Source organism: Pseudofrankia coriaricola (assembly GCF_032027725.1).
Lineage (GTDB): Bacteria > Actinomycetota > Actinomycetes > Frankiales > Frankiaceae > Pseudofrankia.
Genome location: NZ_JASNFO010000081.1, coordinates 16,511 through 43,472, shown reverse-complemented (window position 1 = coordinate 43,472; position 26,962 = coordinate 16,511). Strand labels below are relative to the sequence as shown.

23 protein-coding genes are annotated in these 26,962 nt (G+C 72.2%); 10 read left to right on the top strand and 13 right to left on the bottom strand.

Annotation, left to right across the window (positions count from 1 at the left end; genetic code table 11):
* Positions 1 to 705: ABC transporter ATP-binding protein (locus tag QOZ89_RS34995; RefSeq protein WP_397428898.1), on the top strand; the 705-nt coding region annotated here is incomplete at its 5' end.
* Positions 706 to 756: 51 nt separating this feature from the next.
* Here the strand turns inward: QOZ89_RS34995 and QOZ89_RS34990 are convergent.
* From QOZ89_RS34990 to QOZ89_RS34975, 4 genes are read right to left on the bottom strand one after another with little or no spacing between them, the layout of a single operon-like run.
* On the bottom strand, positions 757 to 1,467 hold the full coding sequence (locus tag QOZ89_RS34990; protein ID WP_071050369.1) for a DUF4386 family protein: 711 nt from the start codon (positions 1,465 to 1,467) through the stop codon (positions 757 to 759).
* 27 nt (positions 1,468 to 1,494) lie between these two features.
* Positions 1,495 to 3,027 (bottom strand): multicopper oxidase family protein, encoded by a 1,533-nt coding sequence (locus QOZ89_RS34985; RefSeq protein WP_071050370.1) that lies wholly within the window; start codon positions 3,025 to 3,027, stop codon positions 1,495 to 1,497.
* Entirely contained in the window at positions 3,024 to 3,545 is a 522-nt protein-coding gene (locus QOZ89_RS34980; RefSeq protein ID WP_083419039.1) for a hypothetical protein, read from the bottom strand. The genes QOZ89_RS34985 and QOZ89_RS34980 overlap by 4 nt, the downstream gene beginning before the upstream one ends.
* On the bottom strand, positions 3,542 to 4,273 hold the full coding sequence (locus QOZ89_RS34975) for a hypothetical protein (protein ID WP_131804091.1): 732 nt from the start codon (positions 4,271 to 4,273) through the stop codon (positions 3,542 to 3,544). Before QOZ89_RS34975 ends, QOZ89_RS34980 begins: the two co-directional genes overlap by 4 nt.
* Before the next feature lie 395 nt (positions 4,274 to 4,668).
* Here QOZ89_RS34975 and QOZ89_RS34970 point away from each other — a divergent pair, with 395 nt between their 5' ends.
* From QOZ89_RS34970 to QOZ89_RS34960, 3 genes are all read left to right on the top strand, one after another.
* Positions 4,669 to 6,858: a sensor histidine kinase gene (locus QOZ89_RS34970; protein WP_312628075.1), complete on the top strand. Its 2,190-nt coding sequence runs from the start codon at positions 4,669 to 4,671 to the stop codon at positions 6,856 to 6,858.
* Positions 6,859 to 6,949: 91 nt separating this feature from the next.
* Positions 6,950 to 7,594: a response regulator gene (locus QOZ89_RS34965; RefSeq protein WP_071050373.1), complete on the top strand. Its 645-nt coding sequence runs from the start codon at positions 6,950 to 6,952 to the stop codon at positions 7,592 to 7,594.
* Positions 7,595 to 7,653: 59 nt separating this feature from the next.
* Positions 7,654 to 8,346 carry an ABC transporter ATP-binding protein gene (locus tag QOZ89_RS34960; protein WP_312628072.1) on the top strand — a complete coding sequence of 231 codons (693 nt, stop codon included), beginning with the start codon at positions 7,654 to 7,656 and terminating at the stop codon, positions 8,344 to 8,346.
* A gap of 146 nt (positions 8,347 to 8,492) precedes the next feature.
* Here QOZ89_RS34960 and QOZ89_RS34955 read toward each other — a convergent pair whose 3' ends face one another.
* Both QOZ89_RS34955 and QOZ89_RS34950 read right to left on the bottom strand, forming a co-directional pair.
* Positions 8,493 to 9,407 carry a tetratricopeptide repeat protein gene (locus QOZ89_RS34955; RefSeq protein ID WP_071050375.1) on the bottom strand — a complete coding sequence of 305 codons (915 nt, stop codon included), beginning with the start codon at positions 9,405 to 9,407 and terminating at the stop codon, positions 8,493 to 8,495.
* A 78-nt stretch (positions 9,408 to 9,485) separates the two neighbouring features.
* The gene (locus QOZ89_RS34950; protein ID WP_312628069.1) at positions 9,486 to 13,433 is read right to left on the bottom strand and encodes a WD40 repeat domain-containing serine/threonine protein kinase; all 3,948 of its coding nucleotides are present in this window, start codon (positions 13,431 to 13,433) and stop codon (positions 9,486 to 9,488) included.
* Between the two features lie 150 nt (positions 13,434 to 13,583).
* Here QOZ89_RS34950 and QOZ89_RS34945 point away from each other — a divergent pair, with 150 nt between their 5' ends.
* The 3 genes from QOZ89_RS34945 to QOZ89_RS34935 all read left to right on the top strand — a co-directional run bounded on the left by QOZ89_RS34945 (position 13,584) and on the right by QOZ89_RS34935 (position 17,763).
* On the top strand, positions 13,584 to 13,781 hold the full coding sequence (locus tag QOZ89_RS34945) for a hypothetical protein (protein ID WP_312628066.1): 198 nt from the start codon (positions 13,584 to 13,586) through the stop codon (positions 13,779 to 13,781).
* 55 nt (positions 13,782 to 13,836) lie between these two features.
* A complete protein-coding gene (locus QOZ89_RS34940; protein WP_312628064.1) occupies positions 13,837 to 16,638 on the top strand; it encodes a P-loop NTPase fold protein in 2,802 nt (933 codons plus the stop codon).
* Positions 16,639 to 16,746: 108 nt separating this feature from the next.
* Positions 16,747 to 17,763 (top strand): Gfo/Idh/MocA family protein, encoded by a 1,017-nt coding sequence (locus QOZ89_RS34935; RefSeq protein WP_071050379.1) that lies wholly within the window; start codon positions 16,747 to 16,749, stop codon positions 17,761 to 17,763.
* Positions 17,764 to 17,889: 126 nt separating this feature from the next.
* Here QOZ89_RS34935 and QOZ89_RS34930 read toward each other — a convergent pair whose 3' ends face one another.
* On the bottom strand, positions 17,890 to 18,834 hold the full coding sequence (locus tag QOZ89_RS34930) for an alpha/beta fold hydrolase (protein WP_071050380.1): 945 nt from the start codon (positions 18,832 to 18,834) through the stop codon (positions 17,890 to 17,892).
* A 308-nt stretch (positions 18,835 to 19,142) separates the two neighbouring features.
* Here QOZ89_RS34930 and QOZ89_RS34925 point away from each other — a divergent pair, with 308 nt between their 5' ends.
* Together QOZ89_RS34925 and QOZ89_RS34920 are read left to right on the top strand one after the other, a co-directional pair.
* On the top strand, positions 19,143 to 20,285 hold the full coding sequence (locus QOZ89_RS34925; protein ID WP_071050397.1) for a cytochrome P450: 1,143 nt from the start codon (positions 19,143 to 19,145) through the stop codon (positions 20,283 to 20,285).
* 26 nt (positions 20,286 to 20,311) lie between these two features.
* On the top strand, positions 20,312 to 20,575 hold the full coding sequence (locus tag QOZ89_RS34920) for a hypothetical protein (protein ID WP_071050381.1): 264 nt from the start codon (positions 20,312 to 20,314) through the stop codon (positions 20,573 to 20,575).
* A gap of 40 nt (positions 20,576 to 20,615) precedes the next feature.
* On the opposite strand, the gene QOZ89_RS34915 is transcribed toward QOZ89_RS34920, so the two are convergent.
* The 4 genes from QOZ89_RS34915 to QOZ89_RS34900 form a co-directional block, all read right to left on the bottom strand.
* A complete protein-coding gene (locus QOZ89_RS34915; protein ID WP_071050382.1) occupies positions 20,616 to 21,563 on the bottom strand; it encodes a TauD/TfdA dioxygenase family protein in 948 nt (315 codons plus the stop codon).
* Between the two features lie 354 nt (positions 21,564 to 21,917).
* A complete protein-coding gene (locus QOZ89_RS34910; RefSeq protein ID WP_071050383.1) occupies positions 21,918 to 22,646 on the bottom strand; it encodes a TetR/AcrR family transcriptional regulator in 729 nt (242 codons plus the stop codon).
* 143 nt (positions 22,647 to 22,789) lie between these two features.
* Positions 22,790 to 23,779: an ABC transporter ATP-binding protein gene (locus tag QOZ89_RS34905; protein ID WP_241841917.1), complete on the bottom strand. Its 990-nt coding sequence runs from the start codon at positions 23,777 to 23,779 to the stop codon at positions 22,790 to 22,792.
* Positions 23,779 to 24,258, bottom strand: a complete 480-nt coding sequence (locus QOZ89_RS34900; RefSeq protein WP_312628056.1) for an ABC transporter permease subunit — start codon at positions 24,256 to 24,258, stop codon at positions 23,779 to 23,781. Before QOZ89_RS34900 ends, QOZ89_RS34905 begins: the two co-directional genes overlap by 1 nt.
* A 131-nt stretch (positions 24,259 to 24,389) precedes the next feature.
* Between QOZ89_RS34900 and QOZ89_RS34895 the strand changes: the two genes are divergently transcribed.
* Positions 24,390 to 24,581 carry a hypothetical protein gene (locus QOZ89_RS34895; protein ID WP_312628053.1) on the top strand — a complete coding sequence of 64 codons (192 nt, stop codon included), beginning with the start codon at positions 24,390 to 24,392 and terminating at the stop codon, positions 24,579 to 24,581.
* A 103-nt stretch (positions 24,582 to 24,684) separates the two neighbouring features.
* Here QOZ89_RS34895 and QOZ89_RS34890 read toward each other — a convergent pair whose 3' ends face one another.
* Positions 24,685 to 25,611, bottom strand: a complete 927-nt coding sequence (locus QOZ89_RS34890) for a TauD/TfdA dioxygenase family protein (RefSeq protein ID WP_312628051.1) — start codon at positions 25,609 to 25,611, stop codon at positions 24,685 to 24,687.
* Positions 25,608 to 26,612 (bottom strand): aliphatic sulfonate ABC transporter substrate-binding protein, encoded by a 1,005-nt coding sequence (locus QOZ89_RS34885; RefSeq protein ID WP_241841918.1) that lies wholly within the window; start codon positions 26,610 to 26,612, stop codon positions 25,608 to 25,610. Before QOZ89_RS34885 ends, QOZ89_RS34890 begins: the two co-directional genes overlap by 4 nt.
* Positions 26,613 to 26,962 lie beyond the last annotated feature (350 nt).

The following is a 26,962-nucleotide window of genomic DNA, read 5'->3' as shown; positions in this document are numbered from 1 at the left end:
CAGCGTTCGACGCTGTGGTGGGACCTGCCGCTGCGTGACAGCTTCGAGCTGGTCCGCCATCTCTACCGGGTGCCGTCCGGCCAGTTCCGCGCGAACCTCGCCCGGTTCGTCGAGATGCTCGACCTCGGCCCGTTCCTGGACACCCCGGTGCGCCAGCTGTCCCTCGGCCAGCGGATGCGTGGTGACCTGACGGCCGCGTTCCTGCACGACCCGGCGATCGTCTACCTCGATGAGCCGACCATCGGCCTCGACGTCGTCTCCAAGGCGGCGGTGCGGGCGTTCCTTGCCGAGAAGAACCGCGAACAGGCGACCACGATCATGCTGACGACGCACGACACCGCCGACATCGAGCAGCTCTGCCGGCGTGTCCTGGTCATCGACCACGGCCGGCTCGGCTTCGACGGCGACCTCGCCACCCTGCGCGACCGCCTCGGCGGCGAGCGGACGCTCATCGTCGACCTGGCCTCGCCGATGCCTCGGCTCGAGGTCGCCACGCCCGGCGCCCGCGTGGTCCGCGTCGAGGGCCCCCGGCAGTGGCTGGCCTTCCCCGCCGGGGCCAGCGCCGCCCCGCTCGTCGCCGAGGTCGCCGCCCGCTACCCCCTCGTCGACCTCGCGATCCGCGAACCCCCCATCGAGGACGTCATCACCCGCCTCTACACGACGGGCACCACGCCCGAGCCCGCGACGGAGGCCGCCGCGACCTGACGGCCCGGCACGGACGCGCGGATGGATGGATGGATGGACGGACGACCGTGCCTACGGTGCCGTGCGCCGACTCACCGAGACGCTCGGGCCGCGGCGCACCAGCAGCACACAGGTGATGAGCATCCAGAGCCACATCGCGAGGTACGGGAACGTCCACAGCACATCGGCACTCCAGACGAACCGGGCCAGCACCAGGAGGGCTCCGCTGACGATGCCGAGCCAGGCCAGCCAGCGCGGGAAGAGACCGGACGCGCGCGCGGCGAGCCCCGCGGCCAGGGCGAAGCCGCCCAGGGCGAGCCGGGCGTTGGCGAAGCCGAAGGTGCCCACGTCCCAGGCGTAGGCCGCCACGGTGGGGTCGATCACGTCGCCACGGTGGGCGGCCGCCTCGATGCTGGTGTTGACCAGGCCGAAGGCCACGGCGAGCACCCCCGACAGCTGTGCGACCGTCGAGCACCACGGCGGGTCGGGCTCGGCGCGGCGCAGGATCTGGCTCAGGCCGACGGCAAACCACAGGAACACCAGCAGGCTGATGGCGAACAAGGCGGACGCTGCCTGCAGCCAGGCGCCGTCGGCCTCGCGGAAGTAGCGGGCGGACTGCGCGACAGTGGCCACGGTCGGTGGTTCACCCTCGCCGATGACGATCACCGAGCCGAAGATCAGCACTATCGCGGCCAGGCCGACCGCGCCGGTGACGCGCTCCAGATGGGGCCACGTGCGGTCGAGAGTAGACAAGCGGTCGTGGGCAGACAGGTCCGTCGTCATCTGAGTCCTCCTCGGGTGGGGCGTCAGCTACCGGGTGCGGAAGGCGGCCATCATGGCCATGTCCTCGTGCTCGAGGTTGTGGCAGTGCAGGAGGTACCGGCCGGCATAGTCGGTGAAGCGCACGAGCACCTCGACGGTCTCGCTCGGGGAGACGTCGACGGTGTCCTTCCAGCCGAGGTCGTACGGGCCGGGTGCGCCGCCGCGCCGCGACAGCACCTGGAACGGGTTCAGGTGTGCGTGCACGGGGTGGTGCAGGTCGCTGGTGAACCGCCAGATCTCGACGTCGCCGAGGGTGACGTCGGCGTCGATGCGTGCGGGGTCGAAGGGCCGGTCGTTGATCAGCCAGCTCGGGTGCTCGCCGGTGGGTGCTCGGCGGAAGCGCCAGTCTCGGGTCCGCACGGCCTGGCTGCGCCGGAGGGGCTCGACGTGGCTGAGGCGTGCTGGGACGTGGCTGTCGTCGCTGGCACGTCCGGTGACGCGGAACAGCATGATCTGCGCGGTGGATCCGGCTCCCAGCGTGTTGTTCATGGTGACGGCGGTGCCGGGCGGGAAGGCGGCGAAGTCGACGACCACGTCGGCGCGTTCGCCCGGGGCCAGCAGGATGGTTGTTTGTTCGACGGGGTGGTCGAGCAGTCCGCCGTCGGATCCGATCTGGATGAACGGTGTCCGCGCCGGAGCGAGGCGGAGCTGGTAGCGGCGGGCGTTGGAGGCGTTGAGTAGCCGGAGGCGGTAGCGGGCGGCCGCCACCTCCAGTACCGGCCAGGGTGCGCCGTTGACGAGGATGACGTCGCCGAGCACGCCCTCCATGTAGGTGTCGGTCACGCCGCCGGTGGTGTGTAGTGCGTGGTCGGGCGTGGGGTAGCGGAAGGAGCCGTCGGCGTCGAAGGCCCGGTCGGTGATCATCAGGGGGATGTCGCGGTCGCCCCGCGGTAGTGGCAGGGCGGCCTCCTCGTCGTCGGTGACCAGGTGGAAGCCGGCCAGGCCGCGGTAGACCTGCGCGGCGGTGGAGTCCATGCGGTGGTCGTGGTACCAGAGCGTCGCGGCCCGCTGCCGCATCGGATAGGTGTAGTCGCGCTGGCCGGCGGTGACGGCGCCGCCGTGGGTGGCATGGGTCTGGTCGGACCAGCCGGCCGTGGGCAGGATGAGGTCGGTGGGGTGGCCGTCGCTGTCGGCCGGGGTGTGTCCGCCGTGCAGGTGGACGGCGACCGGTACGGCGAGCTGGTTGTGGTGGGTGACGACGGTTGGCCGGCCGCTGCGGCTGATGAGGGTGGGGCCGGGGAAGAGGCCGTCGTAGCCGAAGACCCGGGTGCGCAGCCCCGGCAGCAGCTCCAGGTCGGCTTCGCGTTGCACGATCTCGTAGAAGTCGGTGGTCGGGTCGGTGCGGACCGGCCGGGCCACCGGTGGCACCGGCAGCGGTACCGTGTGCGGCTTGGGTAGCCGGGCGCGGCTGCGTAGCAGCTCGCCGGTCTGGCCGCGGGGGTCGGACAGGGCGAGGCCGCCGAAGCTGACCACGCCGAGCGCGGACAGCCCGAACGCGCCGAGCACATGCCGCCGGTTCACCGGGCACCCTCCCGCTGGTCCCGACGCTGCCGCCGGGTCCGCGGTAGGGCGGCGTTGGCGCGGAACAGCCACACGGTGGTCAGGACCTGGCCGACGACGAGCGACACGCCCAGCGGCAGGTGGACCACGAGCAGCCGATCGAAGCCCACTCCGACCTGGACCTCGACGGCGAGTGCGATGGCAAGGCTTGCCCAGATCGGCCAGGCACGCCCCCGGCCCTTCCAGAAGAAGACAATCGCGCAGACCAGTTGGATCACATCGAGGCCGGTGACCACGCCCGCGTTCGCGTGGTGCAGGGCCAACGCGTCGACGTCGCCCTCCAGGTATTCCCCGGCGAAGACCGGCTGGAGGAGGAACGCGAGCGCGTGCAGCACCGCGGCGACGCGCAGCACCTGCAGCGTCGCGCGGGGGCCGGCCAGGGCCGGCACCGATGGGCTGGCGGCCTGCTCCGGGATGGTCTCCCCGGACCCGCTTCCGGGAAGACCGGACGTGCCCGCCACATCCGGTACGCGGGTCACGGCAGTCGGACCTCGCGCTCCGCCCCGCGCTTCGCGGTAGCTGGCCCCGCGGGAGCCGGGTCGGTGTACGTGGCGGCGCAGAGAATGAGTTGACCCACGGCCCAGACCGCCACGCCGCTCGGGAGGAGCTCGGACGAGGGGCTCATGACGAGCACCACCACCGAGCCGACGGCCGCGACCAGCGGGGCACGCCGGGGCCAGCCCGTCCAGCGCCCGGCCCGCGCCGTGGCCACCGCGAGCAGGAGGTAGCCGGTCAGCCCGAGCAGCATCGCCAGCGCGAACGTCGCGCTCACGAGGATGGCGCCGGTGTCGGCGACGCGGTCACCGCGGACCGGGATCGAGGCGAGCTCGGCGGCGGTGAACACCCCCAGCCCGCCGAGCACCAGGCCTCCGCCGACCCGCGCGTCCCGACCGGGACCGGCCGCGCCGCAGCGGACGAACCCCAGCACGCCGACGAGAACCAGCACGTGCAGCAGCGCGTAGACCGGCGAGACGACGAAGAGCGCCCTGCTCCAGAACGGGTAGCTGAACATCTTGGTCGATTCGTCCGACTCGGGCACTACGACCGTCTGCACGAAGACCGCGGCGGCCACGGTGGCCGCGGCGCCGACGATTCCCACCGTCGCCATCCGCCGCACCGGCCCGCCGTTCGAGCCGCTCGCGGATCCGCCGGCCGGCGGGTCCGCTCGGCCTCCTGTTGTCGTACTCAGGCCATTCGTCGTCGTCATCTCGCCCTCCGCAGGGACGCCGTTCGGAATTGGTTGGACGCGGCTCCCAGGTGGTGGCGCCCGCGTTCTGGGCGGTGAAGCTACGGCGACGGTGATATTCCGGGCATCGGCGCAGGCACGCATTTTCCGCGCGGTCCGGCGCGCGGCGGCGGTAAGTACCAGTACGCATCTGGGGCGAGTACCAATGCTGTTGGCGCCGCCCGGCGGCTCTGGGACGATGACGCGACCGCCGCGACGGTCGCTCCCAGTCCGGATCGGCCGTCTCCGGTGGGCCGGCCGTCGTCGGGACCGGGGCTGGCGGGCGACGGACGCCCGAACGCGCGGGAACGGCCGCGTTCGGAGCGGGTGGGCCGGGCCGCGTGGGCACGGCGCGGCGAGCAGGCCGGGGAGGGGGCATGGTGCCGACGTCGGCGTTCCGCGGCCGGCTCCCGGCGGTCCTGTTCGGGCTGACGGTCGCCGCCGAGGTCGCCGCCTGCGTGTTGTCGTGGTCGCTCGAGTCGCGCTACGACACGGTGCTCTACGCGCTGTCCAACGCGACGTTCGCCGCGGCGGGGGCACTGATCGTCTTCCGTCACCCGCGCCACCTGGTCGGCTGGCTGTTCTGCGCTACGGCCCTACAGGACGCGCTGATGGCGGACGTCGCCCAGGGCTACGGGCTGCGGGCGGCGGCGCTCGGCTGGCCGGGCGGCCCGGTGGCCGAGTGGGTGACGACGACGAGCTGGGCGTTCGGCAGCCTGACCGGGCCCTCGATCTTCCTGTTCTTCCCCGACGGGCGCCTGCCCGGGCGCCGCTGGCGGTGGGTGCTGTGGGCCGGGGTCCTCGGAGCCGTGCTCGCCCTGCCGGGCTGGGGGCTCGGCCATATCTCCGACGGCGAGTTCGCCTCCGGGCGCAACCCGCTGGCCACGGACGCGGTCCCGACGGACCTCCTGTTCGCCGTCGGCTCCGCGCTGATCATCGGCGCGCTGGTTGCCTCCGTCGCCGCGCTCGGGGTGCGGCTGCGCGCCGCGCGCGGCGTTCTCCGGCAGCAGCTCAAGTGGTACACCTACGCGGCCGCGGTCGCCGGGGTGTTCCTGCCGGCGTCGCTGGTGCTGTGGAACGTGTGGCCGGGGGTTCGCATCCTGCCGGCGGTGGCGATGACGGCGCTCCCGGTCGCCGCGTGCGTCGCGATCCTGCGCTACCGGCTCTACGACATCGACGTCGTCATCAACCGCACCCTCGTCTACGGCACGATCACCGTCCTGCTGGCGGCGGCGTTCGCGGCGACGGTCCTCACCCTCGGCACGGTGCTCGGCCGCGGCTCCCCGGTGGCGACCGCGGGCGCCACGCTGGTCGTCGCGGTCGCGTTCCGGCCACTACGCGCCCGGGTGCAGGCCGGCGTCGACCGTCGGTTCAACCGCGCCCGCTACGACGCGCTGCGCCGGATGGCCGACTTCCTCGACGCGCTGCGCGCCGACCGCGCCGCCCCCGAGCAGATCCGCGACGTGCTGCGCGACCTGCTCGACGACCCGGGCCTGGACCTGCTGTTCTTCCAGACGGAGAGCGCGGCCTACGTCGACGCCGACGGCGAGCCGGTCGCCGACGCGGACGCCGCCGCGGCCGGGCGGGCGCGGCTGCCGATCAGCCGCCGCGACGAGCCGGTCGCGCTGGTGCTGCACCGCCCGCGGCCCGACCCGCTGCCCCGGGACGTCGTCCAGGCGGGCGGGCTGGCGATCGAGATCGCCCGGCTGCGGGTCGAGCTACGCCGCCAGCTCGCCGAGGTGCGCGACTCGCGGGCGCGCATCGTCGCAGCGGCCAACGAGGAACGCCGCCGGATCGAGCGGGACCTGCACGACGGCGCGCAGCAGCGGCTGGTGTCGATCGGGCTGGCGCTGCGGCACGCGCAGCACCAGCTCGGCGCCGGCGCCGCCGGGCCCGAGCCAGTGAGCCGCACCCTCGACGGTGCCGTCGCCCAGGTGGGCATCGCCATCGACGAGCTGCGCGAGCTCGCCCGCGGCCTGCCCCCGGCGCAGCTCGGCGGCGGCCTCACCCCCGCCTTCACCGAGCTCGCCCGCCAGTCCCCCGTCCCGGTCACGGTGCGCGTGAACCTGGCGCCCTCCGCCGCGGCGACGTCCGCGTCCACCGCGCCGCCGCCGACATCGGTGGTGCCGGCGGCGACCGCGACGATCCCGGCTCCCACCGCCGCGCCGGTGGCCGGGGCCACGATGGCCGCGGCCGACGGTGACGCAACGGGTCGGGCAGCGGGCGCCAGGCCTGCCGGCGCGGTCCGCGGGGGCGGACCAGAGGGCGCGGGCGGCGGGCGACTGGACCGCCGGGTCGAGGTCGCCGCCTACTTCGTCGGCAGCGAGGGGGTCACGAACGCCGTGAAGCACGCGAACGCCGGCCGGATCGAGCTGAGCGCCGAGGTCCGCGACGGCCGGCTCGTCGTCGCCGTGGCGGACGACGGTGTCGGCGGCGCCACGCCGGCAGGCGGGACGGGGCTGCGCGGGCTCGCCGAGCGGGTCGCCGCCCTCGGCGGGACCCTGCGGATCGCCAGCGGCCCGGGCACCGGCACCGTGCTCACCGCCGAGCTGCCATGCGGCTCGTGAGCCGTACCGCGCAGGCGGCTGCGGTGGCCGGACGCGAGGGCGCCCACCGCCTCGGGCGGCACCAGGCCAACGCCGGAGGGGTGGCACGCGCATGCGGGTGGTGATCGCCGAGGACCAGGTGCTGCTGCGCGAAGGGCTCGGCCGGCTGTTCGAGGACGCCGGGCACGAGATCGTCGCGTCCGTCGGCGACGCGGTCCGGCTGCTCGCCGCCGTCGACCAGCACCGTCCCGACCTCGCCGTCGTCGACGTCCGAATGCCGCCAACGTTCACCGACGAAGGCACCCGCGCGGCCGGCGAGATCAAGCGACGCCACCCCGCGGTCGGGGTGCTCGTGCTCTCACAGCACGTCGAGACCACGCACGCCGTCCAACTCGTCACCCTCGGCGGGTTCGGCTACCTGCTCAAGGACCGGGTCCTCGACGTGAGCGAGTTCCTCGCCGCAGCCGAACGGGTCGCCCGCGGCGGATCGGCGCTCGACCCGAAGGTGGTCGCAAGCCTGCTCGCCTCCCAGCGAACCGACGACCCGCTCACCGGGCTCACCGAGCGGGAACGTGAGGTCCTACGGCTGATGGCCGAGGGAATGACGAACGCCGGCATCGCGCGCCGCCTCGTGCTATCCGAGCGAACCGTCGAGGCGCACGTCCGCCACGTCCTGATCAAACTCGACGTCCCCGAGCACACCGACGCCCACCGCCGGGTCCTGGCCGTCCTCACCCACCTCTCCCTGTCCGCGTGAACGGCTGGCCGCCATCGAGGTCGTGCAGCACTGGGGCCGGCCTGGCACAGCGTCTGGGGGTGGTGTTCGGTCAGCGTTCGACGCTGTGGTGGGACCTGCCGCTGCGTGACAGCTTCGAGCTGGTCCGCCATCTCTACCGGGTGCCGTCCGGCCAGTTCCGCGCGAACCTCGCCCGGTTCGTCGAGATGCTCGACCTCGGCCCGTTCCTGGACACTCCGGTGCGCCAGCTGTCCCTCGGCCAGCGGATGCGTGGTGACCTGACCGCGGCGTTCCTGCACGACCCGGCGATCGTCTACCTCGACGAGCCGACCATCGGCCTCGACGTCGTCTCCAAGGCGGCCGTGCGGGCGTTCCTCGCCGAGAAGAACCGCGAACAGGCGACCACGATCATGCTGACGACGCACGACACCGCCGACATCGAGCAGCTCTGCCGGCGTGTCCTGGTGATCGACCACGGCCGGCTCGGCTTCGACGGCGACCTCGCCACCCTGCGCGACCGCCTCGGCGGCGAGCGGACGCTCATCGTCGACCTGGCCTCGCCGATGCCCCCGATCGCCGTCACCACACCCGGCGCACACGTCACCCGCGTCGACGGCGCCCGCCAGTGGCTGGCCTTCCCGGCGACGGACAGCGCCGCCCCGCTCGTCGCCGAGGTCGCCGCCCGCTACCCGCTGGTCGACCTCTCCCTGCGCGAGCCGCCCATCGAGGACGTCATCGCCCGCCTCTACACCACCGGCACGGCTCCAGTCTGACGCAGCGGACGGCACGGGCTCGCCGAAGGGGCGGGGGCCCCTCGCGCAGTCGCGCACCCATCGCCCGATGACGGCGATGCGACAGCGATCGGCACGAGTGCGCCCAGGCAGGCGCGGCCGCGCGCGATGCCGGCCCCGAGTGCCTGCTACGTCTCGGACCGGCGGCGTGCCTGCTCCTCGATCCGCCGGATCGACCGGGCTTCCTCGAGACGTCCGAGCCGTTCGAGCGCGAGGGCCTTCACCTGGTAGTTCAACGCCGAGTCGGGACCGGAGTCGATGGAGATGTCGACCGCGGCGAGGCACTCCTCGTTGCGCCCGAGGTTCACCAGGATCATTGCCTTCGTCCCGAACAGCCTCGACCGCGCGTAGTTGACCGTGCCGACGTACCGTTTTCTCTGCTCGATCGCAATGGCCTGGTCGACCGCCCGAAGGGCTTCCTCATACCGTCCGAGGGTATTGAGAACCGTGGCCCTCACAAGCTGTGCCAGCAGGAACCGCGGTTCGACGGCCATCGCCATCTCGTAGGCGGCCAGAGCCTGCACCGGCTGCTGTTGGCCGAAGGTCCAGCCCTTCTCCGCCATCGCTTCAATGTTCAGTGGATCGACCGAGATTGCCATGTCGAAGGCCGCGACCGCGTCCGGGTGGCGGCCCAGGTCCCGCAGTGCCAGGCCCTTCAGCGTGTACGCCGCGGCAAATCCCGGGCGAAGGGCGATGGCCTTGTCGAGCGCGGCCACCGCGCGCCCGTTGTCTCCGTCGTTCCGGTGCTTCGCCGCCTCGTTGTACCGCAGGACGGCCTCCGGATAGCGCGATTTTCCGCTCCGCTCCCACTCCTGGCCGTCGACGAGTTCGCCGGTGCACTTGCGGCACCTGACCGCTCCCCGGGGCTTGTCCCGCGCCGCCGGTGCGCAGCGGTCGCAGAAATGGGCCTTGCAGTCCACGCACACCGAGTAGACGACGGAGAAGTCCTCCGGGTTCTCCAGCGCGTACGGATTGCCGCCCGGGATGGCAGAGACGGAGATCGACCTCGGGCAGCCGTAGCCTGCGCAGTACAGCACTGCCATGTCTCGTCCTCTCGATACGTTGTCCCGGCTGAGCGGGCGAGGATCGGAGTAGTTCCGATCGCTCCGCGGTACTAGTCGTCAGAAGACCGGCCACGCACCGCGTTCTTCCGCGCGTTCGAATGTCCGGCCACTGTTATCCGAATCGTGGCCCGGCACGCCTGGACCGCCCGCTGACAGGCTCGGTACACCGGCGTTCCTCGTGGCGGCCGCCCGCGCAAGCTCCGCACGGACGCCGTCAGGACGCAGCCAGCCCAGACCCGCGTCCCGCAGGACGTCCAGCAGACCCTCGACGTCGTCGTCCGTCCAGGCCGCGTCGACCCACCGGCGACGCGCCAGGAAGGCATCCACATACGGGCGCGCGTCCTGGTCCCAGTCAGCCGGCTGTGGGAACTCGTAGTCCCACGCCAGCTGCCACACCTTCGCTTTCTTGTCCTGCCCGAGGGACAACACCGTGCGCGCGTCGGAGCTGCATCGCACCGACAGCACGCTGCCGGTGTGCGCGGCCAGGGTACGCAGGCAGCGTCCAGCCGCCAGGTCCCAGACCCGGACGGACCCGTCAGCCCCGCCGGTCAGGGCGAACCGGCCGTCCGGCGTCAGCACCAGCGAGGTCACCTCGCCGGTGTGGCCGGTGAGCACCCGCATCGGACGGCTCGCTGCGGACAGGTCCCAGACCATCAGCGCGCCTTCGCTGCCCGCCGTGCATCCGAGCCGCCCGTCCGGCGTCATGGCGACCCTGCTGAGCTTCCCCGGTCCTGACAACAACATGGTCTCGAGACGGCCGGTAAGCGGGTCGAAAACGCGCAGGCTGTTCTGGAGGCTGCTGATACTCAGCCCGATCCGGCCGTCATCGCTGATCCTGGTCGAGTCGGCACTGACCACCCAACAGGGCGTGGTCTGCAGCAGGCGTCCTTGTTCCAGATCCCACACCTGCGCGAAGTGGAGATTGTGGTAGTCGCTGGTCAGCTCGAACTCGTGCGAGATCAGAATGCGGCAGTCGGGGCTGACCGTCAGCGCGGTGACGAACCTGTCGGCCTTCTTGAGCGTGCGCAGGCACCGCCCGGCGGCCAGGTCCCACACCTTGATCGTGCCATCCAGGCAGCCGGCCACCGCGAGCCGTCCGTCGACGCTCATGACGACCGCCTCCACCGAGTCAGGGTGGTCGCCGAGGGTGACCCGGCATTCGCCTGACTGGACGTCCCACACCTGGAGGTAGTAGTCGCTGTTCCCGGTCAGCACCGACCGGCTGTCCGGGCTGAACACCGCGCACCGGAACTCGGGTCCGTACGTGGACAGCGTCTGGTGGACCTCGCCTGTCGCAGTGTCCTGGATCCGCAGGCCGGAGCGGTGCCGGGTCAGCGCGAACCGGCCGTCCGGGCTCAGCGCGAACCCGTTCTCCAGCAGCGGGGCGAAGCCCCTCGTGTTGCCGATCGGTATGGACAGCCCGTCCCTCAGGTCATCCGGGGCCGAGGCCAGGTCTCGAAGATGCCAGGTGCTGAGCAGCCCGACCCGCCGACCGCGTCCGCCTACCTTGGCCCACTGGTCGAGGATGTCGAGGTCGTGCTCGTATCCGGGCCTGTCGCGGGCCCTGCGCAGCTCCTGGGCGGCCGCGCCCCACTGCCCCTGGCGAGCGAGCTGCCGCGACCTCGCGATGGCTGTGCTGACGACGTCGGCGTCGCGGGACATCTCGGTGGCCGGCCTCGGCCGCGCGTAGCTCCACGGCGACGGTGGCCCGGCGGCGCCCGCCGTCCAGAGGCGCAGATCCGCGTTCGCCAGGGAGATGCCGGACCGGCCGTCCGCGCTCAGCGCAGTCTGGTGGCTGCTGAACGGCATCGTCCTGAGGCATCGGGGCGTCGTCAGCTCCCACACCTCCGTCCCGGCCGCGCCGCCGCCCACCGCATGACGGCCGTCAGCGCTGAGCGCGCCGAATTCGCGGCCCAGCTCGAACTCGCGTTCCACCCGCATGGTCTCGGTGTTCCAGACCTGTGCCTTGCCCTCGCCGGTCACCAGCGCGTGACGCCCTCCGGTGCCGACCACGACGCCGTAGTGGCGGAACTGCCTCGAATGTTCGAGGTGACCGGTGCGCAGGGCCCAGACCCGCAGCCGCCGGGTGGGGTAGTCCCAGTGGACGACCCGGCGGCCCCCGTCGGTGACCGTGACCGACTCGCCGAAACTCGACACCGAGGTGCGTTCCTGCCGCAGCGTCCGCACGAGCCGCCCCGTGGCGACCTCCCACGAGAGGATCCGGCCGTCGTCCGCCAGCGACACCAGCGTCGCGCCGTCCGGGCTGACGGACACCGACCTGACCGAACCCGTGTGACCGGTCAGCCGCCGCAGCAGCCGGCCGGACGGAACATCCCAGACCAGGACGGCCTGGTCGACTCCCCCGGATGCGAGCAGTCGGCCGTCCCTGCTTAGCGCCACCGTCTCGACGCCGCGGTCGTGGCCTCGCAGGACCTGCAGGCAGCGCCCGGTGGCGACATCCCACACCCTGATGTCGATGGGAGCGCCGTCCGGCCGGGGCGGAATGGACGCATCCCGGTCGGCGGACGCGGCGATCCGGCCGTCCCCGCTCATCGCGACCGCTGCCACCGGGTTGGCATGACCGGTGAGCGTGTCGGGCTGGCGTGGCCTGGGCATCTGCCGTGCGCGCGCCAGCGCGGCGTCCACATCCGCGAAGCCCGCCGCGAACCCGGCCGCGGATCCCACGCCGTCACCGTCACCGGCCCTCGTGGCCGCCATCTCGAGCAGCGGGATCGCGCTGTCCGGATCGCCACGCTCCAGGTGCACGAGCGCGAGCAGGTAGTCGTCGACCCAGTCCTGCTGCCGGTGACCGGCCCGCACCCCCTCGAGCTCGGCGACGAGCTGTGCGTCGGAGCCCCGGCCCGTGCGCCACCGGTTCAGGCCTCGGTTGTAGACAGCGGGGGTGTGGTGCGGGTCGGCTTGCAGGGCCCGCGCCCACAGCGCCTCGGCCCGCTCGGGATGGCCGAGGTCGAGCATCGACAACGCCTGGTTGGACAGGCCGTCGGCGAGCAGCCGCACACCGGATGGGCGGGCTCGCGGGTAGGTCCCGCCGATGACCCGCTGGTAGATGCCGATCAGCTCGTCGGCGAGCTGATCCATCCTTGACGGGCGGGCCGCGGGTTGTTCCTGGAAGCAGCGCCGCAGCAGGCTGACGATCTCCGAGGGAAGCGCGGGCAGCTCCGGGTCCGCCGGTGGCCGCTGGACAAATGCCTCGAACACCTCCCGCGCGACCTGGCCGAACGACGTCGGGGGCTCGCCAGCGAACAGTTCGAGCACGCTCACCGCCCACGACCAGACGTCGGTCGCACGGCTCAGCCGGACGTGCCCGCCCGCCGCCGCGTCCGCCTGCTCCGGCGAGCAGTAGGCCGGGGTGCGGCCGGCGAACGTGGCCAGCACCGTTGCGCCAGCCAGGACCGGCCGTCCGGCCGCGCCTGCCGGCTCGCCGGCCAGATCGGGTCCCTTGGCCAGACCGAAGTCGGTGACCTTGACGGTTCCGTCCCGGGCCAGCATCACGTTGGCCGGCTTCACGTCCTGGTGCACCAGCCCGTGCTGGTGGGCGTGGGCGAGCCCCCACGCGAACTGGATCGCGACGTCGAGGATGCGGCGCAGGGCCGCCGCCGGTCCACCCCGGTAGATCCGCCGGTCCCGTACCGCGTCGGCGAGGCTGCCGCCGTCCACCCACTCGGCGAACACATGCGGCACGCCGTCGATCCGACGGATGTAGGCGCAGCTGACGACGTGCGGATGCAGGCCGAGGCCGACCCACGCCTCGGCCTCGGTCTCGAAGGCGACCCGGCCACGTTCCGAGACGGCGAACTCCATGCGCGGCGTCTTGACCGCAAGGTCGATGTTCCAGCCACGATGCCGGACCTTGTACACCAGGCCCATCCCGCCGGTCTGGATGACATCGAGAACGTCGTAGAGATCGAGCACAAACTCGCCGACGCCCCATATGCGGGCTGACCTGCCGGCTGTGACGTTCTGAATGCGTCGCGCGTCAGCCACGCGCGAATTCTGTCACGAACAGTCCGACTTGACTCTCCCCGATGAAGTCTGGAGGACGACACCGCGCATCCCTCAGATCGACGCAGGCGCCATGCCCAGCCGGGCGGTCCAGCGACGCGGGCGACGCGGCTGGCACAGCGTCTGGGGGTCGTGTTCGGGCAGCGTTCGACGCTGTGGTGGGACCTGCCGCTGCGTGACAGCTTCGAGCTGGTCCGCCATCTCTACCGGGTGCCGCCCGGCCAGTTCCACGCCAACCTCGCCCGGTTCGTCGAGATGCTCGACCTCGGCCCGTTCCTGGACACCCCGGTGCGCCAGCTGTCCCTCGGCCAATCGCGGCCGTCGGCCTGAAGCATGGTTGGCCCGACGATCAGGCCGCGTATTGTTCCTCGCCGGGGGTGTAACCATGGCCGCGCCGCGTAGTGAGCTGACGCGCGAGGAAGTCCAGGCGTTGGCGAGCGCCTTTTCCGCCCAGTCGGCGGCGAGGCTGGTCCTCGAGCGAGCAGGCCTTCCGCGCGAACGTCAGCCGAGCTGGCAGGCGGGTGATGCCATCGCCTTCTGGACGGAGGTGGCCCGTCTGCTCGCCCTCGGCGCTGTCGTCGATGGTCGTCAGAAGGTGCTGGCGGCGGCGCTGGAGGAGTTTCCCTACAACCAGGTCCTAAGAGCGGGATACGACGGGGAGCCGCGAGGGGGACGCGAGCCGCTCGATGAACGGGCGAGCTCATCCTCCGGGGTTCGGCCCGAGGCCCGCCGGTCGGCGAGTCCGCCGTCGCGGGCCGAGGCTCCCGAAGAGACGGTGGCGCCCAGGCCTTCCGCGGCCACCGAAGCTCCGGTACCCGAGGATGAGCCGTCGTCACGGGTCGACCGTCCGGGACCGGCGGGCGACGGCGATTCGGCCGCCAGGAACCGTCGGTTTCCCGCATCAGCATCTCGGTCACAGTGGACGCGGTACGCGGCGGACGCGGTGCTGCCAGCACCCGCGAGTGACGCGCCCACGGCGACGGACGCGCTCGACATTGCCGGCGACGTGGCCACGCTCGCGAAACTGGTCGTGGCCCGGACCCCACCGCCCCCGCTGGCGATCGCGCTTCTCGGCAGGTGGGGCTCCGGCAAGTCGAGCTTCATGCTGCAAATGCGCTACAAGGCCCAGAAACTTGCCGAGATTGCGGCGGAGCGGTCAGACCCCCAGAAGAGCGCCTTTGTCGGCCGCGTCCTCCAGATCGAGTTCAATGCGTGGCACTACAGCGACGACCGGGTGTGGACCGGCCTGGTCGACCGCCTGTTCCGGGAACTGGCCACCGCCTATGCCACCAACGCCCCACCCGCGGGCTCGGCCGGCGAGGTGCGGGCGGAGCGCAAGCGGTTGCACGCGCGGAGGGAGGAGGAGGCGAAGCGGCGCGACCGCCTGGCGGCCGACCTGAGGACGATCGACGGCTCGCCCACCGGCCAGGGCAGGTTCGCGCGGCATCGCGCGCTCAGGTGGTTCGTGCTCTCCGCCAAGGCCTGGGCGCGGGACGTGTGGGCGGACCTGGCCGCCAGCTGGCGGATACTGGCGCAGGTCGTCGCGCTGGTCGTCGTCGTGGGCCTGGCGTGGTGGTACGGCGCCGACGTCGCCACCCGGGCGCATGCCCACGCGCTGGCCCGCTTCGGGCCGCCGGTCGTGACCGCGCTCGCCGTCCTCTACCCCGGCTGGCGTTTCTACCGGACGCTACGTTCCCGGGCGGAGCAGGTACACGCCGAGCTCAGCGCCACGCTGGCCGGCGTCGACGAGACGATCGGCGAGCTGGACCGCCAACTGGTCGTCGTCGACGCGGCGGCGGGGCTGGCGTCGTTCGTGGCCGACCGTTCCGCCGACTCTGCCTATGCCGACTACCGCGGCCTCGTCGGCCGGGTCCGTGACGACCTCGCCCAGCTCCAGGACAGGCTCGACACGGCGCTCGCCGAGTGGAACGCCGACCGGGAGGCCGCGGCCGAGGCGGCGGTGGCCACGGGAGAGGCGCCCGGCGGCACGGGCACGGAGCAGGCCACCGCGGGCACGAGGAGTGCCAGGCGGAAGGCCGCGAGGAAGGCGAAGACCGCGGCCGAGGACCGGGAGGCGAAGGAGCTTGGCGCGGCGGGCTCGAGCCGGCCGTTGGAGCGGATCGTGCTCTACGTCGACGACCTCGACCGGTGCCCGCCGAAGGTCGTCGTCGAGGTACTGGCCGCGGTCCACCTGCTGCTCGCGTTGCGGCTGTTCGTCGTCGTGGTCGCGGTTGACCCGGACTGGCTTCACGGCGCGGTGAACACCTACCGGGACGGGCTGTTCGCCGACGAGGAGAGTCCCGACGGGGCGTTCTGGACGACGGGCGACTACCTGGAGAAGATCTTCCAGATCCCGTTCGCGCTCGCCTCCATGGACGACATGGGCGACTCCGGCCGGGACTACCTGCGCGGCCTGATGCGCCCGGCGGAGGAGACGGAGGCGAGCGCCCGCCCGGCGGTGGGGCCAACCGGCCCCGCGCCAGCCGACACCGCGCCAGCCGACACCGCGCCAGCCGACACCGCGCCAGCCGACACCGCGCCAGCCGGCGCGGAGCAGCCGACCGACGGCGGCCCGGCGCCCGACGACCCAGGCCTCCTGCTGTTCTCCACCGCCGAGGAGGCGTTCCTGCCTGAGCTTCATGGCCTGGTGCGGACACCACGCGCCGGAAAGCGGCTCGTCAACCTTTACCGACTGGTCCGGATCGGGGTGTCCGAGGCCGACCGGCCGAGCTTTATCGCGGACCCGGACGACGCCGGGTCCGGCGGCGAGTACCAGGTGGTGGCGATCCTGCTGGCCGCGCTGGTCCGCGACGCGGTCGCCGCCGGGCAGCTGTTCGAGCGGCTGGCCGCGCTCGACGGCACCGACCCTGACATCCTCACGACCCTGCGTGCGCACGGCTCGACCACGGCGACCACGGCGACCACCGCGACCGGCGTGGCCCGCGCGTCCACCGCGGTCCACGCATCCGACGAGGAGACGCGGGCGCTGAGGGTGCTGTGCCTTGAGCTCGCTGGCCTGGTCGAGAGCCTCGGCGCGAGGGACAGCGCGACGGAGAACGTGATGGAGAAGGCGACCGTGCGCCAGGCGGCGCTCTACCAGAAGTGGCAGGCCCGCGTGAGCCGCTTCAGCTTCCACACCGCCGTGCGCAGGCCGCCGACCGCGGCCAGGACGCCGCCCGGCGGCTGAGCCATCCGCGATCCAGCGACCACGTCGTCGGCACTCGGCACCCGTCCGTGGGCCTGGTTCGGGTGGTGTCACGCTGTGGTCCTGGCAGCGAGACGGTGAAGGATCATCATGGCGACGTTTTCCACGGGGGACGAGCAGGCATTGCGGATCGGTGTGCTCGGGGCGGCGCGGATCGCGCCGGCGGCACTGATCCGTCCGGCGGCGGCTGTGGACGGGGCCGAGGTCGTCGCGGTCGCCGCCCGGGACGTGGCGCGGGCGCGGCGGTTTGCGAGCCGGCACGGCGTTCCGCGCGTCCTGGCGGACTATGACGCGGTCATCGACGACGATGAGGTCGACGCCGTCTACATCCCGCTGATCCCCTCCGCGCACGCCCGCTGGACGATCCGGGCCATCGAGGCGGGCAAGCACGTGCTGTGCGAGAAGCCGTTCACCGCGAACGCCGACGAGGCGCTCGCGGTGAAGGAGGCGGCGGACCGCGGCGGCGTGGTCGTGATGGAGGCGTTCCACTGGCGCTACCACCCCCTCGCCGAACGCCTGCTGGAGATCGTGTCGAGCGGTGAGATCGGGCCGGTGCGACACGTCGCGGCCCGCCTCGTCATCCCCATCCCGAACCGGCGCGACATCCGCTGGCAGCTCGCCCTCGGCGGCGGAAGCCTGATGGACATCGGCAGCTACGGGGTCCACATGATGAGGACGGTCGTCGGCTCCGAGCCCGCCGTCGTCTCGGCGGCCGCGCGGACCCGGCTGCCTGATGTCGACCGCCACCTGACGGCGGACCTGCGGTTCGACGGCGGTGTCACGGGCCGCCTGGAGACTGGCATGTGGGCGTGGCCGGGGCTCGCGCTGAGCCTCGTCATCACGGGGGAGCGGGGCGAGGCCCGGGTCCTCAACCCCCTCGCGCCGCACGTGTTCCACCGCCTGACAGTGAGAACCAGCCGGCGGCGGCGCGAGAAGGTGACCGGCGAGAGCACCTACACCCTGCAGCTGCGGGCATTCCAGGCCGCCGTCCGGCGCGGTTCACCGGTGCTCACCCCGCCCGCGGACGCGCTCGCGAACATGCGGGTGATCGACGACATCTACCGCGCCGCCGGCCTGTCGCCCCGTCCGTCCGCCCCGACGACCTGAGCACCGCCACTCGTCGCCCGGCGCAGGCAGCCGCCGACGGCAGCAGATCGCTGTCTGCGTCCTCCGGTGGTCGTCACCCGACCCCGTCTACGACCACCGGAGGGCACAAACCGCGATCATCCGCGATCAGGCGGGGAAGGTGAAGTCCCTGATCAGCGCGGTGAGGGCGAGGGGCTGGTCGCTCTGGACGGCGTGGCCGGCGGCGGGGACGACCTCGTAGCGGGCCGACGGGAGGCGGCGGCGGAACTCGTCGGCGTCGGCGTCGGCGACGAACTTCGACTCGCCGCCGCGGACCAGCATCGTCGGCACGGTGATCGCGTCGACGTCGGCCCACAGCCGGCCGAAGTCGTTCCAGTTCTCACCGCCCGCGGGTGGCGGGCCGAACAGGTCGTAGCGCCAGGTCCACAGCCCGTCGGGGCGGCGGTAGGCGTTGTGCCGGACGCCGCGGCGCACCCCGGAGGCCGCCCGGTAGGGGCTCAGCGCGATCGCCGTGTCGGCCATCTCCTCGAACGACGCGTAGGTTGGCTGGCCGCCGACGAGGGCGACGGTGCCCTGCTCGGCCCGCGTCAGCCGCTGGCGCGTGTCATTCACATGCGGCGTCACGTCGATGATGACGGCGCGCCGGCACAGGTCGGGGCGCTTGGCCGCCAGGTGGATGAGGGTCGCGCCGCCCAGCGACATGCCGACGACGGTGACGGCGCTCGGCGCGAGCGCTGGCAGCGCCGCCTCCAGCGCCTCGACGTTGCGCCACGGCCCGTAGTTGCGGTCCGGACGCCGGTAGGAGTGGCCGTGGCCGGGCAGGTCGACGGCGATGGCCGGGCGGCCGAGCGCGAGCGCGACGTAGTCCCAGGTGTGCGCGTTCTGCCCACCGCCGTGCAGGAACACGATCTCGGGCTTGGCCGTGCCCCAGCGGATGTAGCTGAGCTTCCGGCCGGGCTCGACCTCCAGGAACCCCCGGCCGACCTCGGGCCGCCCGGGGAACGGGATCCCGATCTCCGCCGCGTTCTCGTGCAGATACCCGAACTCGTCGTAGTCGTCCGCCGCGAGCCCGTCGTCCGGCGCGACGCTCATCCCACACCACTCCTCCGCGCACGGGCGCGCACGCCGCTGGTCTGGCTCGAAATCTCCGTCTGTGGCAACGAGGGGCGCCGAGGAAATGTTGCCCGCGTCCAGCACTGGTTCACGCGGGCCATCGTGCGCGGACCCAAGGTGAGCGATATTGGCAGTGCGGCACGCGTCACATCAGCAGGCGGTCGGGAGGTCCAGCGGTGACAGTCACGAACCAGGACTCGGGCTCGGATCCGGACGCGGCGACCGGCCCCGGGGCCGACGCGTCGGCCGGCCGGGGCGAGCTCTCCTACGACCCCTATGACGCCGTCATCGACGCCGACCCGTACCCGGTCTGGCGGCGGCTGCGCGACGAGGCACCGCTCTACTACAACGAGAAGTTCGACTTCTACGCGCTGAGCCGGTTCGACGACGTCGAGGCCGGGCTCGCCGACTGGCAGACCTACCGCTCGGGGCGCGGCTCGGTGCTGGAGTTCATCAAGGCGGACCTGGACCTGCCTCCGGGCCTCATCCTGTTCGAGGACCCGCCGGCGCACACCGTGCACCGCGGCATCCTGTCCCGGGTCTTCACCCCGAAGAAGATGGTGGCGTTGGAGGCGCGGGTCCGGGAGTTCTGCGCCCGCAGCCTCGACCCGCTGGTCGGCTCGGGGCGGTTCGACTTCGTCCGGGACCTGGGCGCGCCGATGCCGATGCGCACCATCGGCTACCTGCTCGGCATCCCCGAGGACGACCAGGAGACGATCCGCGACCGGATCGACGAGGGCCTGCGGCTCACCGGCGACGGCACCGACCTGGACCCCACGGTCAGCGATGGTGCCCAGTACGCCGAGTACATCGACTGGCGGGCCCGCCACCCGTCGGACGACCTGATGACCGAGCTGCTGACCACCGAGTTCGAGGACGAGACGGGGACGACCCGCACGCTCACCCGGTCCGAGATCCTCGTCTACGTGAACCTGCTGGCGGCGGCGGGCAACGAGACGACCACGAGGCTGATCGGCTGGGCCGGGAAGGTGCTCGCCGAGAATCCCGGCCAGCGCGCCGAGCTCGTCGCCGACCCGACGCTGATCCCGAACGCCGTCGAGGAGCTGCTGCGCTACGAGGCGCCGGCACCCGCGCATGCCCGGTACGTCGCCCGTGACGTCGCGCACCACGGCCAGACCGTCCCCGAGGGCAGCGTGGTCGTCTTCCTCGTCGGTTCGGGGAACCGGGACGAACGCCGCTACCCCGCCCCGGACCGGTTCGACATCCACCGCGACGTCGGCCGCCACCTCACGTTCGGCTACGGCATCCACCACTGCCTCGGCGCGGCGCTGGCCCGTCTCGAGGGCCGGGTCGCCCTCGAGGAGGTGCTGCGCCGCTTCCCCACCTGGGAGGTCGACTGGCCGGGGGCCGTCCGCGCCCGCACGTCAACGGTCCGTGGCTGGGAATCGCTCCCGGTCATCACCGGCTGAGTGGCGCGTCTCGCGCTCCGCAATGGGTGCGGGGCGGCAGGCCGGGCGCGTCAGGTCGTGTCGCACAGCGCGAGGCCGCCGAGCTCAAGGTCTGGCGCGAGGGCCGGCCCAACCCGCTGAAGCAGGGGTTCAAACAGCTCGACCGCTACCTAGACCGCTTCGATCTGGCCACTGGCACGCTGATCGTCTTCGACCAGCGTCCCGACGCCCCCGCCATCACCGAACGCACCGCCATCACCACCGCGACCAGCCCGTTCTCGGGCCGTGTCATCACCGTCATGAACTGCTAACGTCGAGGCGGCGAAGATCCGCCCCGCGCCGGTTTCGGTGTCAGGCGAAGGAGCCTCCCTCGTGGGACTTGGACGGCTTGCCGCCGACGCCGACGGGGACGTCGCCGGCGATGGTGATGCGGTGCATCGCCCGGTCGAAGCCCGCGTAGTCGGTCGGGGCGAGATGCGCGGTGGCGCGGTTGTCCCAGAAGGCGATGCTGTCGGGCTGCCAGCGGAAGCGGACGGTGAACTCCGGGGTGGCGAGGTGCTCGTAGAGGAGGCCGAGAACGCGGTCGCTCTCGGTGTTCGAGAGCTCGACGATCCGGGTGGTGAAGTTCGGGTTGACGAACAGGGCGCGCTCGCCGGTCTCCGGGTGGACGCGGACCACCGGGTGGATGGTCTCGTAGGGCGTCTTGGCGAACAGAGCGGAGAGCTTGCTGCTGTCGCCGCGTTCCAGGTGGATCTGGTTGACGTGGACGGCGTGCAGGCCGTCGAGGAAGTCACGTAGGGACGGCGAGAGCCGTTCGTAGGCGGTGACGAGGTTGGTCCACTGGGTGTCGCCGCCGTACGGCGGGATGACCAGCCCGTGCAGGATGGAGCCCATGGGTGGGTTCAGCACGAACGTGACGTCGGTGTGCCAGAGGCTCCTGACCCGGAAGTCGCTTTTTCCTTCTCCCAGGTAGGTGCGGGTGTCCAGCGGAAGGATCTCCGGGTGGCCCTCGAGCGTCGGCAGGGTCGGGTGGCCCGGTGTCACCTCGCCGAACTGCCGGCCGAAGGCGATCTGCTGTGCCGGGGTGACGTGCTGGTCGCGGAAGAAGACGACCTTCCACCTGAGCAGGGTGGCGCGGATCTCGGCGATGGCGGCGGGTTCCAGCGGCTGTGTCAGGTCGACGCCGAAGATCTCGGCGCCGATGTGCCCCGACATCGGCCGGACATCGAGTCCGACCGTCGACTCGGCCGTCGTCACCAGCGGGGCCGGGGTGGTCGCGGCATCGTCTGTCGTCGTCATTCCTGGGCCTCCTTGACCGCCGAGTCATGGCGGGGGCGTCGAAAATCTGGCCGCCGGAGTGTGGTCTCGCGGCGCCGTCGAGATATCAACCGTTTGGTGAATGCTGCTGACCGATTTCGGGCAGCACTGAAGAGAAGCCGGCCCGCGTCATTCCAAGTGGTATTCGGCCGACGCGCCTCATGGGCATCGCTCGGCGAGGAGCGGGGGCGATTTGGTCGAATGCCCGGTGGTGTTCCGCCACCTTCACTGAACAGTTAAGTCAGCTGTTTGTCAACCCGGTGGATGGGAATGTCGCCGCGTTCCCTCACGGCGCTGGCCCGCCGGTGACCGGCCGCTCGCCGAGCGCGCGCGGCTTCAGTCGGGACCAGGCCCGGCATGGCTTTCCGCCGACAGGGGCGCGGTGAGCGCCGCCGCGGCCATGTCGAACAGGTCGGTGACGTACAGCTCGTAGGAGATCTCGCCGCCGGTGCCCGGGTACGGACCGTCCGGTTTTCCCGCTGGGATCCGGTCGTATCCGGCCAGGGCGGCCAGGCAGAGGCGGACCATGTGCGACAGCCGCAGTGCGCGCAACGGCCTGGGAACCTCGGCCAGGAGGTCGAGGATCGCCAGGGACACCTCGTGGCCTACCTCGCCCGCCGGCCTGCCGCCGGCCCACCATGGGTGGTCCTCCAGCGGATGAGCGCCGAACCTGCCGAGAAAGCCCACGTAGTAGCTGTCCGGCCGGCGTGCCTCCTCGGCAAGGGGGCGCATCAGGACGTCGAACAGCCCACGTACCGTCTGGTCCCGGCCGTGGGTTCGGCCCGTCGCCAGCAGCTCGGCACGGCGCTGGTCCAGCGGCGGGACCCGGTGGGCGACGATCGCCGCGAGCAGGCCCCGCTCGCCGCCGAAGTGGTACTGCACCGCGTTGTTGTTGCCGTTGCCGGCCGCCCGGCAGATCTGCCGCAGCGACACCGCCTCCAGGCCGTGCTCGGCGTACAGCCGCTCGGCGGTGAGCAACAGCCGCAGCCGGGCGTCGTGCGAGCGCGGCGCCCAGGTGAGCGGCTCGGCTGTGTTCGTCGACTCGGTCACGGTCTGCTGGCTCATCCTGCTCGCTCATCCCGCTGACTCGGGCTGGCTGACTGGCCTTCAGGCTTACCCGAGACCGCCGGGCCCCGCGCGATCGCGTGCCCTGAACCGCGGGGCCGCCGCGGCCTCGGGCAAGGTGCCCGATCCGTCACTCTCGCAGCCTACGGCTCCCCGGCGGCGTCTTTCGCGGCGGCGACCGGGGCGTCACGGCCGGTCGTGCCACTCGCCTCGCCGCCCCGCGCACCCGCCGCACCGCTCGCCTCGTCGTCGGTGACGCCGAGCTCGGCGAGCAGCCGGGTGCGCAGGGTGGCGAACCCGGGGTCGGAGCGGTGGCGGGCGCCGCCGAGCCCCACCCGCTCGTCCAGCGAGAGCCGGCCGTCGGTGAGCACGGCGACCCGGTCGGCCAGCAGGATCGCCTCGTCGACGTCATGCGTCACCAGCAGCACCGCCGGCTGGTGACGCCGGCACAGATCGCGCAGCAGGCTGTGCATCCGGATGCGGGTGAGCGCGTCGAGCGCGCCGAACGGCTCGTCGAGCAGCAGCAGACCGGGGGAGCGGACCAGCGCCCGGGCGAGCGCCGCCCGCTGCGCCTCGCCGCCGGACAGCGTCCCCGGCCAGGCGCGCTCCTTCCCGCCGAGCCCCACCTCGGCCAGCGCGACGGCCGCCTGGGCACGGGCCTGCCGGCCCTTCAGGCCCAGCAGCACGTTGTCCAGCACCCGGGTCCACGGCAGCAGCCGTGGGTCCTGGAAGACGACCGCGCCCCGCGCGGGGACGGTCGCCTTCCCGGTGGCGTCCGCGTCGAGGCCGGCGAGGATGCGCAGCAGCGTGCTCTTGCCCGAGCCGGACCGGCCGAGCAGCGCGACGAACTCGCCGGGGGCGATGTCCAGGTCGATCCCGGCGAGCACCGCGCGGCCGGCGAACTCGCGGCGCACCTCGCGGACCCGGACCGCGGGCCCGGGCGCGCCGCCGCCCTGCCGCGCGGCCCAGCCAGCCACGGCCGGGCCACCCTCGACGGCCGGCGCCGGGACCGCCGGCGCCGGGACCGCCGGCGCCGGGACAGCTGGCACCGGGACGACGGGTGCTGGGACGGCTGGCGCTGACACCTGCGTCGCGCCGGGAGCCGGCGGCGGGGACGTCGTCCGCGTGGTCATCAGGAAGCCTCCAGGCCCCGGCGCCAGGCCAGGGCGCGGCGTTCGAGCAGGCGGACGAGAGCGTCGGAGAGCAGGCCGAGAACGCCGTAGACCGCGAGGCCGACGACGATGACGTCGGTCTGGCCGAACGTGCGGGCCTGGTCCATCAGGTAGCCGATCCCGCTGGACGCGTTGATCTGCTCGCTGACGACGAGGACCAGCCACGAGATCGTGAACGCGAACCGCAGGCCGACCAGGAACCCCGGCAGGGCGCCGGGCAGGACCACCCGGCGGATCAGCCCGAGGCGGCCGAGCCGGACCGTGCGGGCCAGCTCCACGAACCGGCCGTCGACGCCGCGGATCGCCGCGAAGGTGTTGATGTACACCGGGAAGGCGGTGCCCAGGGCGACCAGGAAGATCTTCACCTGCTCGCCGATGCCGAACCACAGGATGGCCAGCGGCACCAGGCCGAGGATCGGGACGGCGCGCAGGATCTGCACGGGCGCGGTCCACGAGGTCCTCGCCGATCTGGAACAGCCCGGCCACCAGCGACAGCACCAGGGCGGCGAGCACGCCGATCGTGAGCCCCAGGGCGACACGGCGCAGCGAGATGACAAGGTTGTGCCCCAGCGTGCCGTCCGCGGCCAGCGTGTGGCCGGTATGCAGCACGGTCCACGGCCCGGCGAGGATGTCGGCCTGGATCAGCCCCGCGGACGAGCCGACCTGCCAGAACGCGACCAGCAGCACCGGCCCGAACAGCCGGCGCAGCCACTTCGGCACCGGCCGGCGGCGCGGCCGGTCCGGGTCCGCGAGCGCGACCTGAACGCTGCCGGGCCCGGCTGCCTCCGGAGCCTCCGGAACGGGGCCGAGGGCCCGGGCGGCGCCGACGGTGCCGGCGCCGCCCGGGCTTTCGAGGAGGAGCGAGGTCACGCGAACGACCCGCCCTCGCGGGACTCGGACTGGTTGCCGTCGACGCCGACCGGGACGTCGCCGGCGATCGTGATCCGGTGCATCACCCGGTCGAAGCCCAGGTGGCCGTGGTCGGTCGGGATCAGGTGGGCGGTGGCGCGGTTGTCCCAGAAGGCGATGCTGTCGGGCTGCCAGCGGAAGCGGACGGTGAACGCCGGTGTGGCCAGGTGGTCGTAGAGCAGGCCCAGAAGCTGCCGGCTCTCGGTGTTGGTGAGCTCGACGATCCGCTGGGTGAAGTTCGGGCTGACGTACAGGACCCGCTCGCCGGTCTCCGGGTGGACGCGCACCACCGGGTGGACGGTCTCGTAGGAGGTGCTGGCGAACATCTTCTGCAGCTTGGAGCTGTCACCGCGCTCCAGGTGGATCTGGTTGACGTGGACGGCGTGCAGGCCGTCGATGAGGTCCCGGATCGGCTTGGACAGCGTGTCGTAGGCCACGACCAGGTTCGTCCACTGGGTGTCCCCGCCATAGGGCGGGATGATCACGCCGCGCAGGATCGAGCCCATCGGCGGGTTGTGCACGAACGTCACGTCCGTGTGCCACAGGCTGCGGACCTGGTAGGTGTCATCCTTGATGGCCGCGTAGGCGCGGGAGTCCAGCGGGAAGATCTCGGGGTGGCCCTCGAGTGTCGGCAGGGTCGGGTGGCCCGGGGTCACCTCGCCGAACTGTCGGCCGAAGGCGATCTGCTGTGCCGGGGTGACGTGCTGGTCGCGGAAGAAGACGACCTTCCACCTGAGCAGGGTCGCCCGGATCTCGGCGACGACGGCCGGCTCGAGCGGCTGTGTCAGGTCGACGCCGAAGATCTCCGCGCCGATGTACCCGGACAGCGGCCGGACGTCCAGCCCGACCGCGGACCGGGTCTCGCTCTCGTTGGTGATCGTCACTGCTGGGCCTCCTTGACCGCGGAGTTGTATCGGGCGTCGAAAACCTTGGAGATGTCGACCTTCTCGGGCAGGACACCGCTGCTGAAGAAAAGATCGGCCAACTTCTGGGCGTCGCCGATGCTGGTTGTGTCGATGGGGACGAAGACCGACGGGACGCCCGTGCCCACCAGCACCTTCGCGGTGGCCACGGGCACCTTCAGCTGGTCGACGTAGTACTTGTTGATGTAGTCGTCGCTGTGGCCGTCCCGCCAGCCGACGGCCTTCACCCAGCGCTTCACGAAGTCGCCGAGCGCGGCCTGCCTGGCTGGGTCGGACAGCACCTTGTGGGTCGTGATCAGGTACTGCACGATCGGCGACCCGTCGGCGCCGTCGACCTTGTGCGCGGTCGGGTTGGCCTGCAGGTAGGTCGTGGCGAGCGGCTGGACCGTCACGCCGGCGTCCACGTCGCCGCGGGCCAGCGCGTTCGGGATGTCGGTGATCGCCAGGTTGACGACGTCGACGTCCTTCTGGGCCAGGTTCACGGAGTCCAGGGAACGCAGCAGGTATGCCTGCAGGATGGTGCCGGTCGAGATCGCGACCTTCTTGCCCTTCAGGTCCGCGACCGTGCGGATGGAGCTGCCCGGCCTGGTCGCGAGGACGAGCTGCCCCGGCGGGTTGTGCCAGGCGGCGATCACCGCGAGGTCCTGCCCGGAGGCGGCGGCGAGCACCGGCGGGGTGTCGGCGACGTAGCCGACGTCGACCGCGCTCGCCCGGAACGCCTCCAGCAGCAGCGGGCCGGACGCGAACGTCGACCAGTCGACCGCGTACGGCGTGCCGGTGCTCTGGCCGGACAGGTCGAGCGCGGGCTTGAGTGACCCCTGGTCGCCGACGCGCAGCTTCGTGCCGGCCGGGATCGTCGTCGGGTAGCTGGTCACCGCGGTCGCCGGCTTCTCCGCCGAGCTACCGGAGCCGGAGCCCGAACTACAGGCGGCCAGCGCGGTGACGGCGAGAAGGGCGGACAAAGCTGCCAGAACAGCCGCGCGGCGTGGCCGACCTCGACCGGCCCGGAGGGCAGGCGTGAACACGGGACTCCTCGGGAATGTGGATTGCCGCGCGGCGCCCTGCGCGGTCGGGGTGTGTGGCCAGGCTGTACGGCTGGGCTGCGTGGCTTGGCTGCGTGGCTAGAAAATGCGCCCGAGGGGACCGGGCTGACGCCTTGGCCTGCTTACTGAAGCAGTTAAGTCATTTGTTTGTCAACATAGTTGGTAGGAATACTGCTAAATTGTTTCAACCTGATCTTGCCGGCTGGTGGTGGCTGGCAGTGACCGGCGGGGGAGCCGCGCACCCGCGGGCCGGGAAGAACTGATCCGGC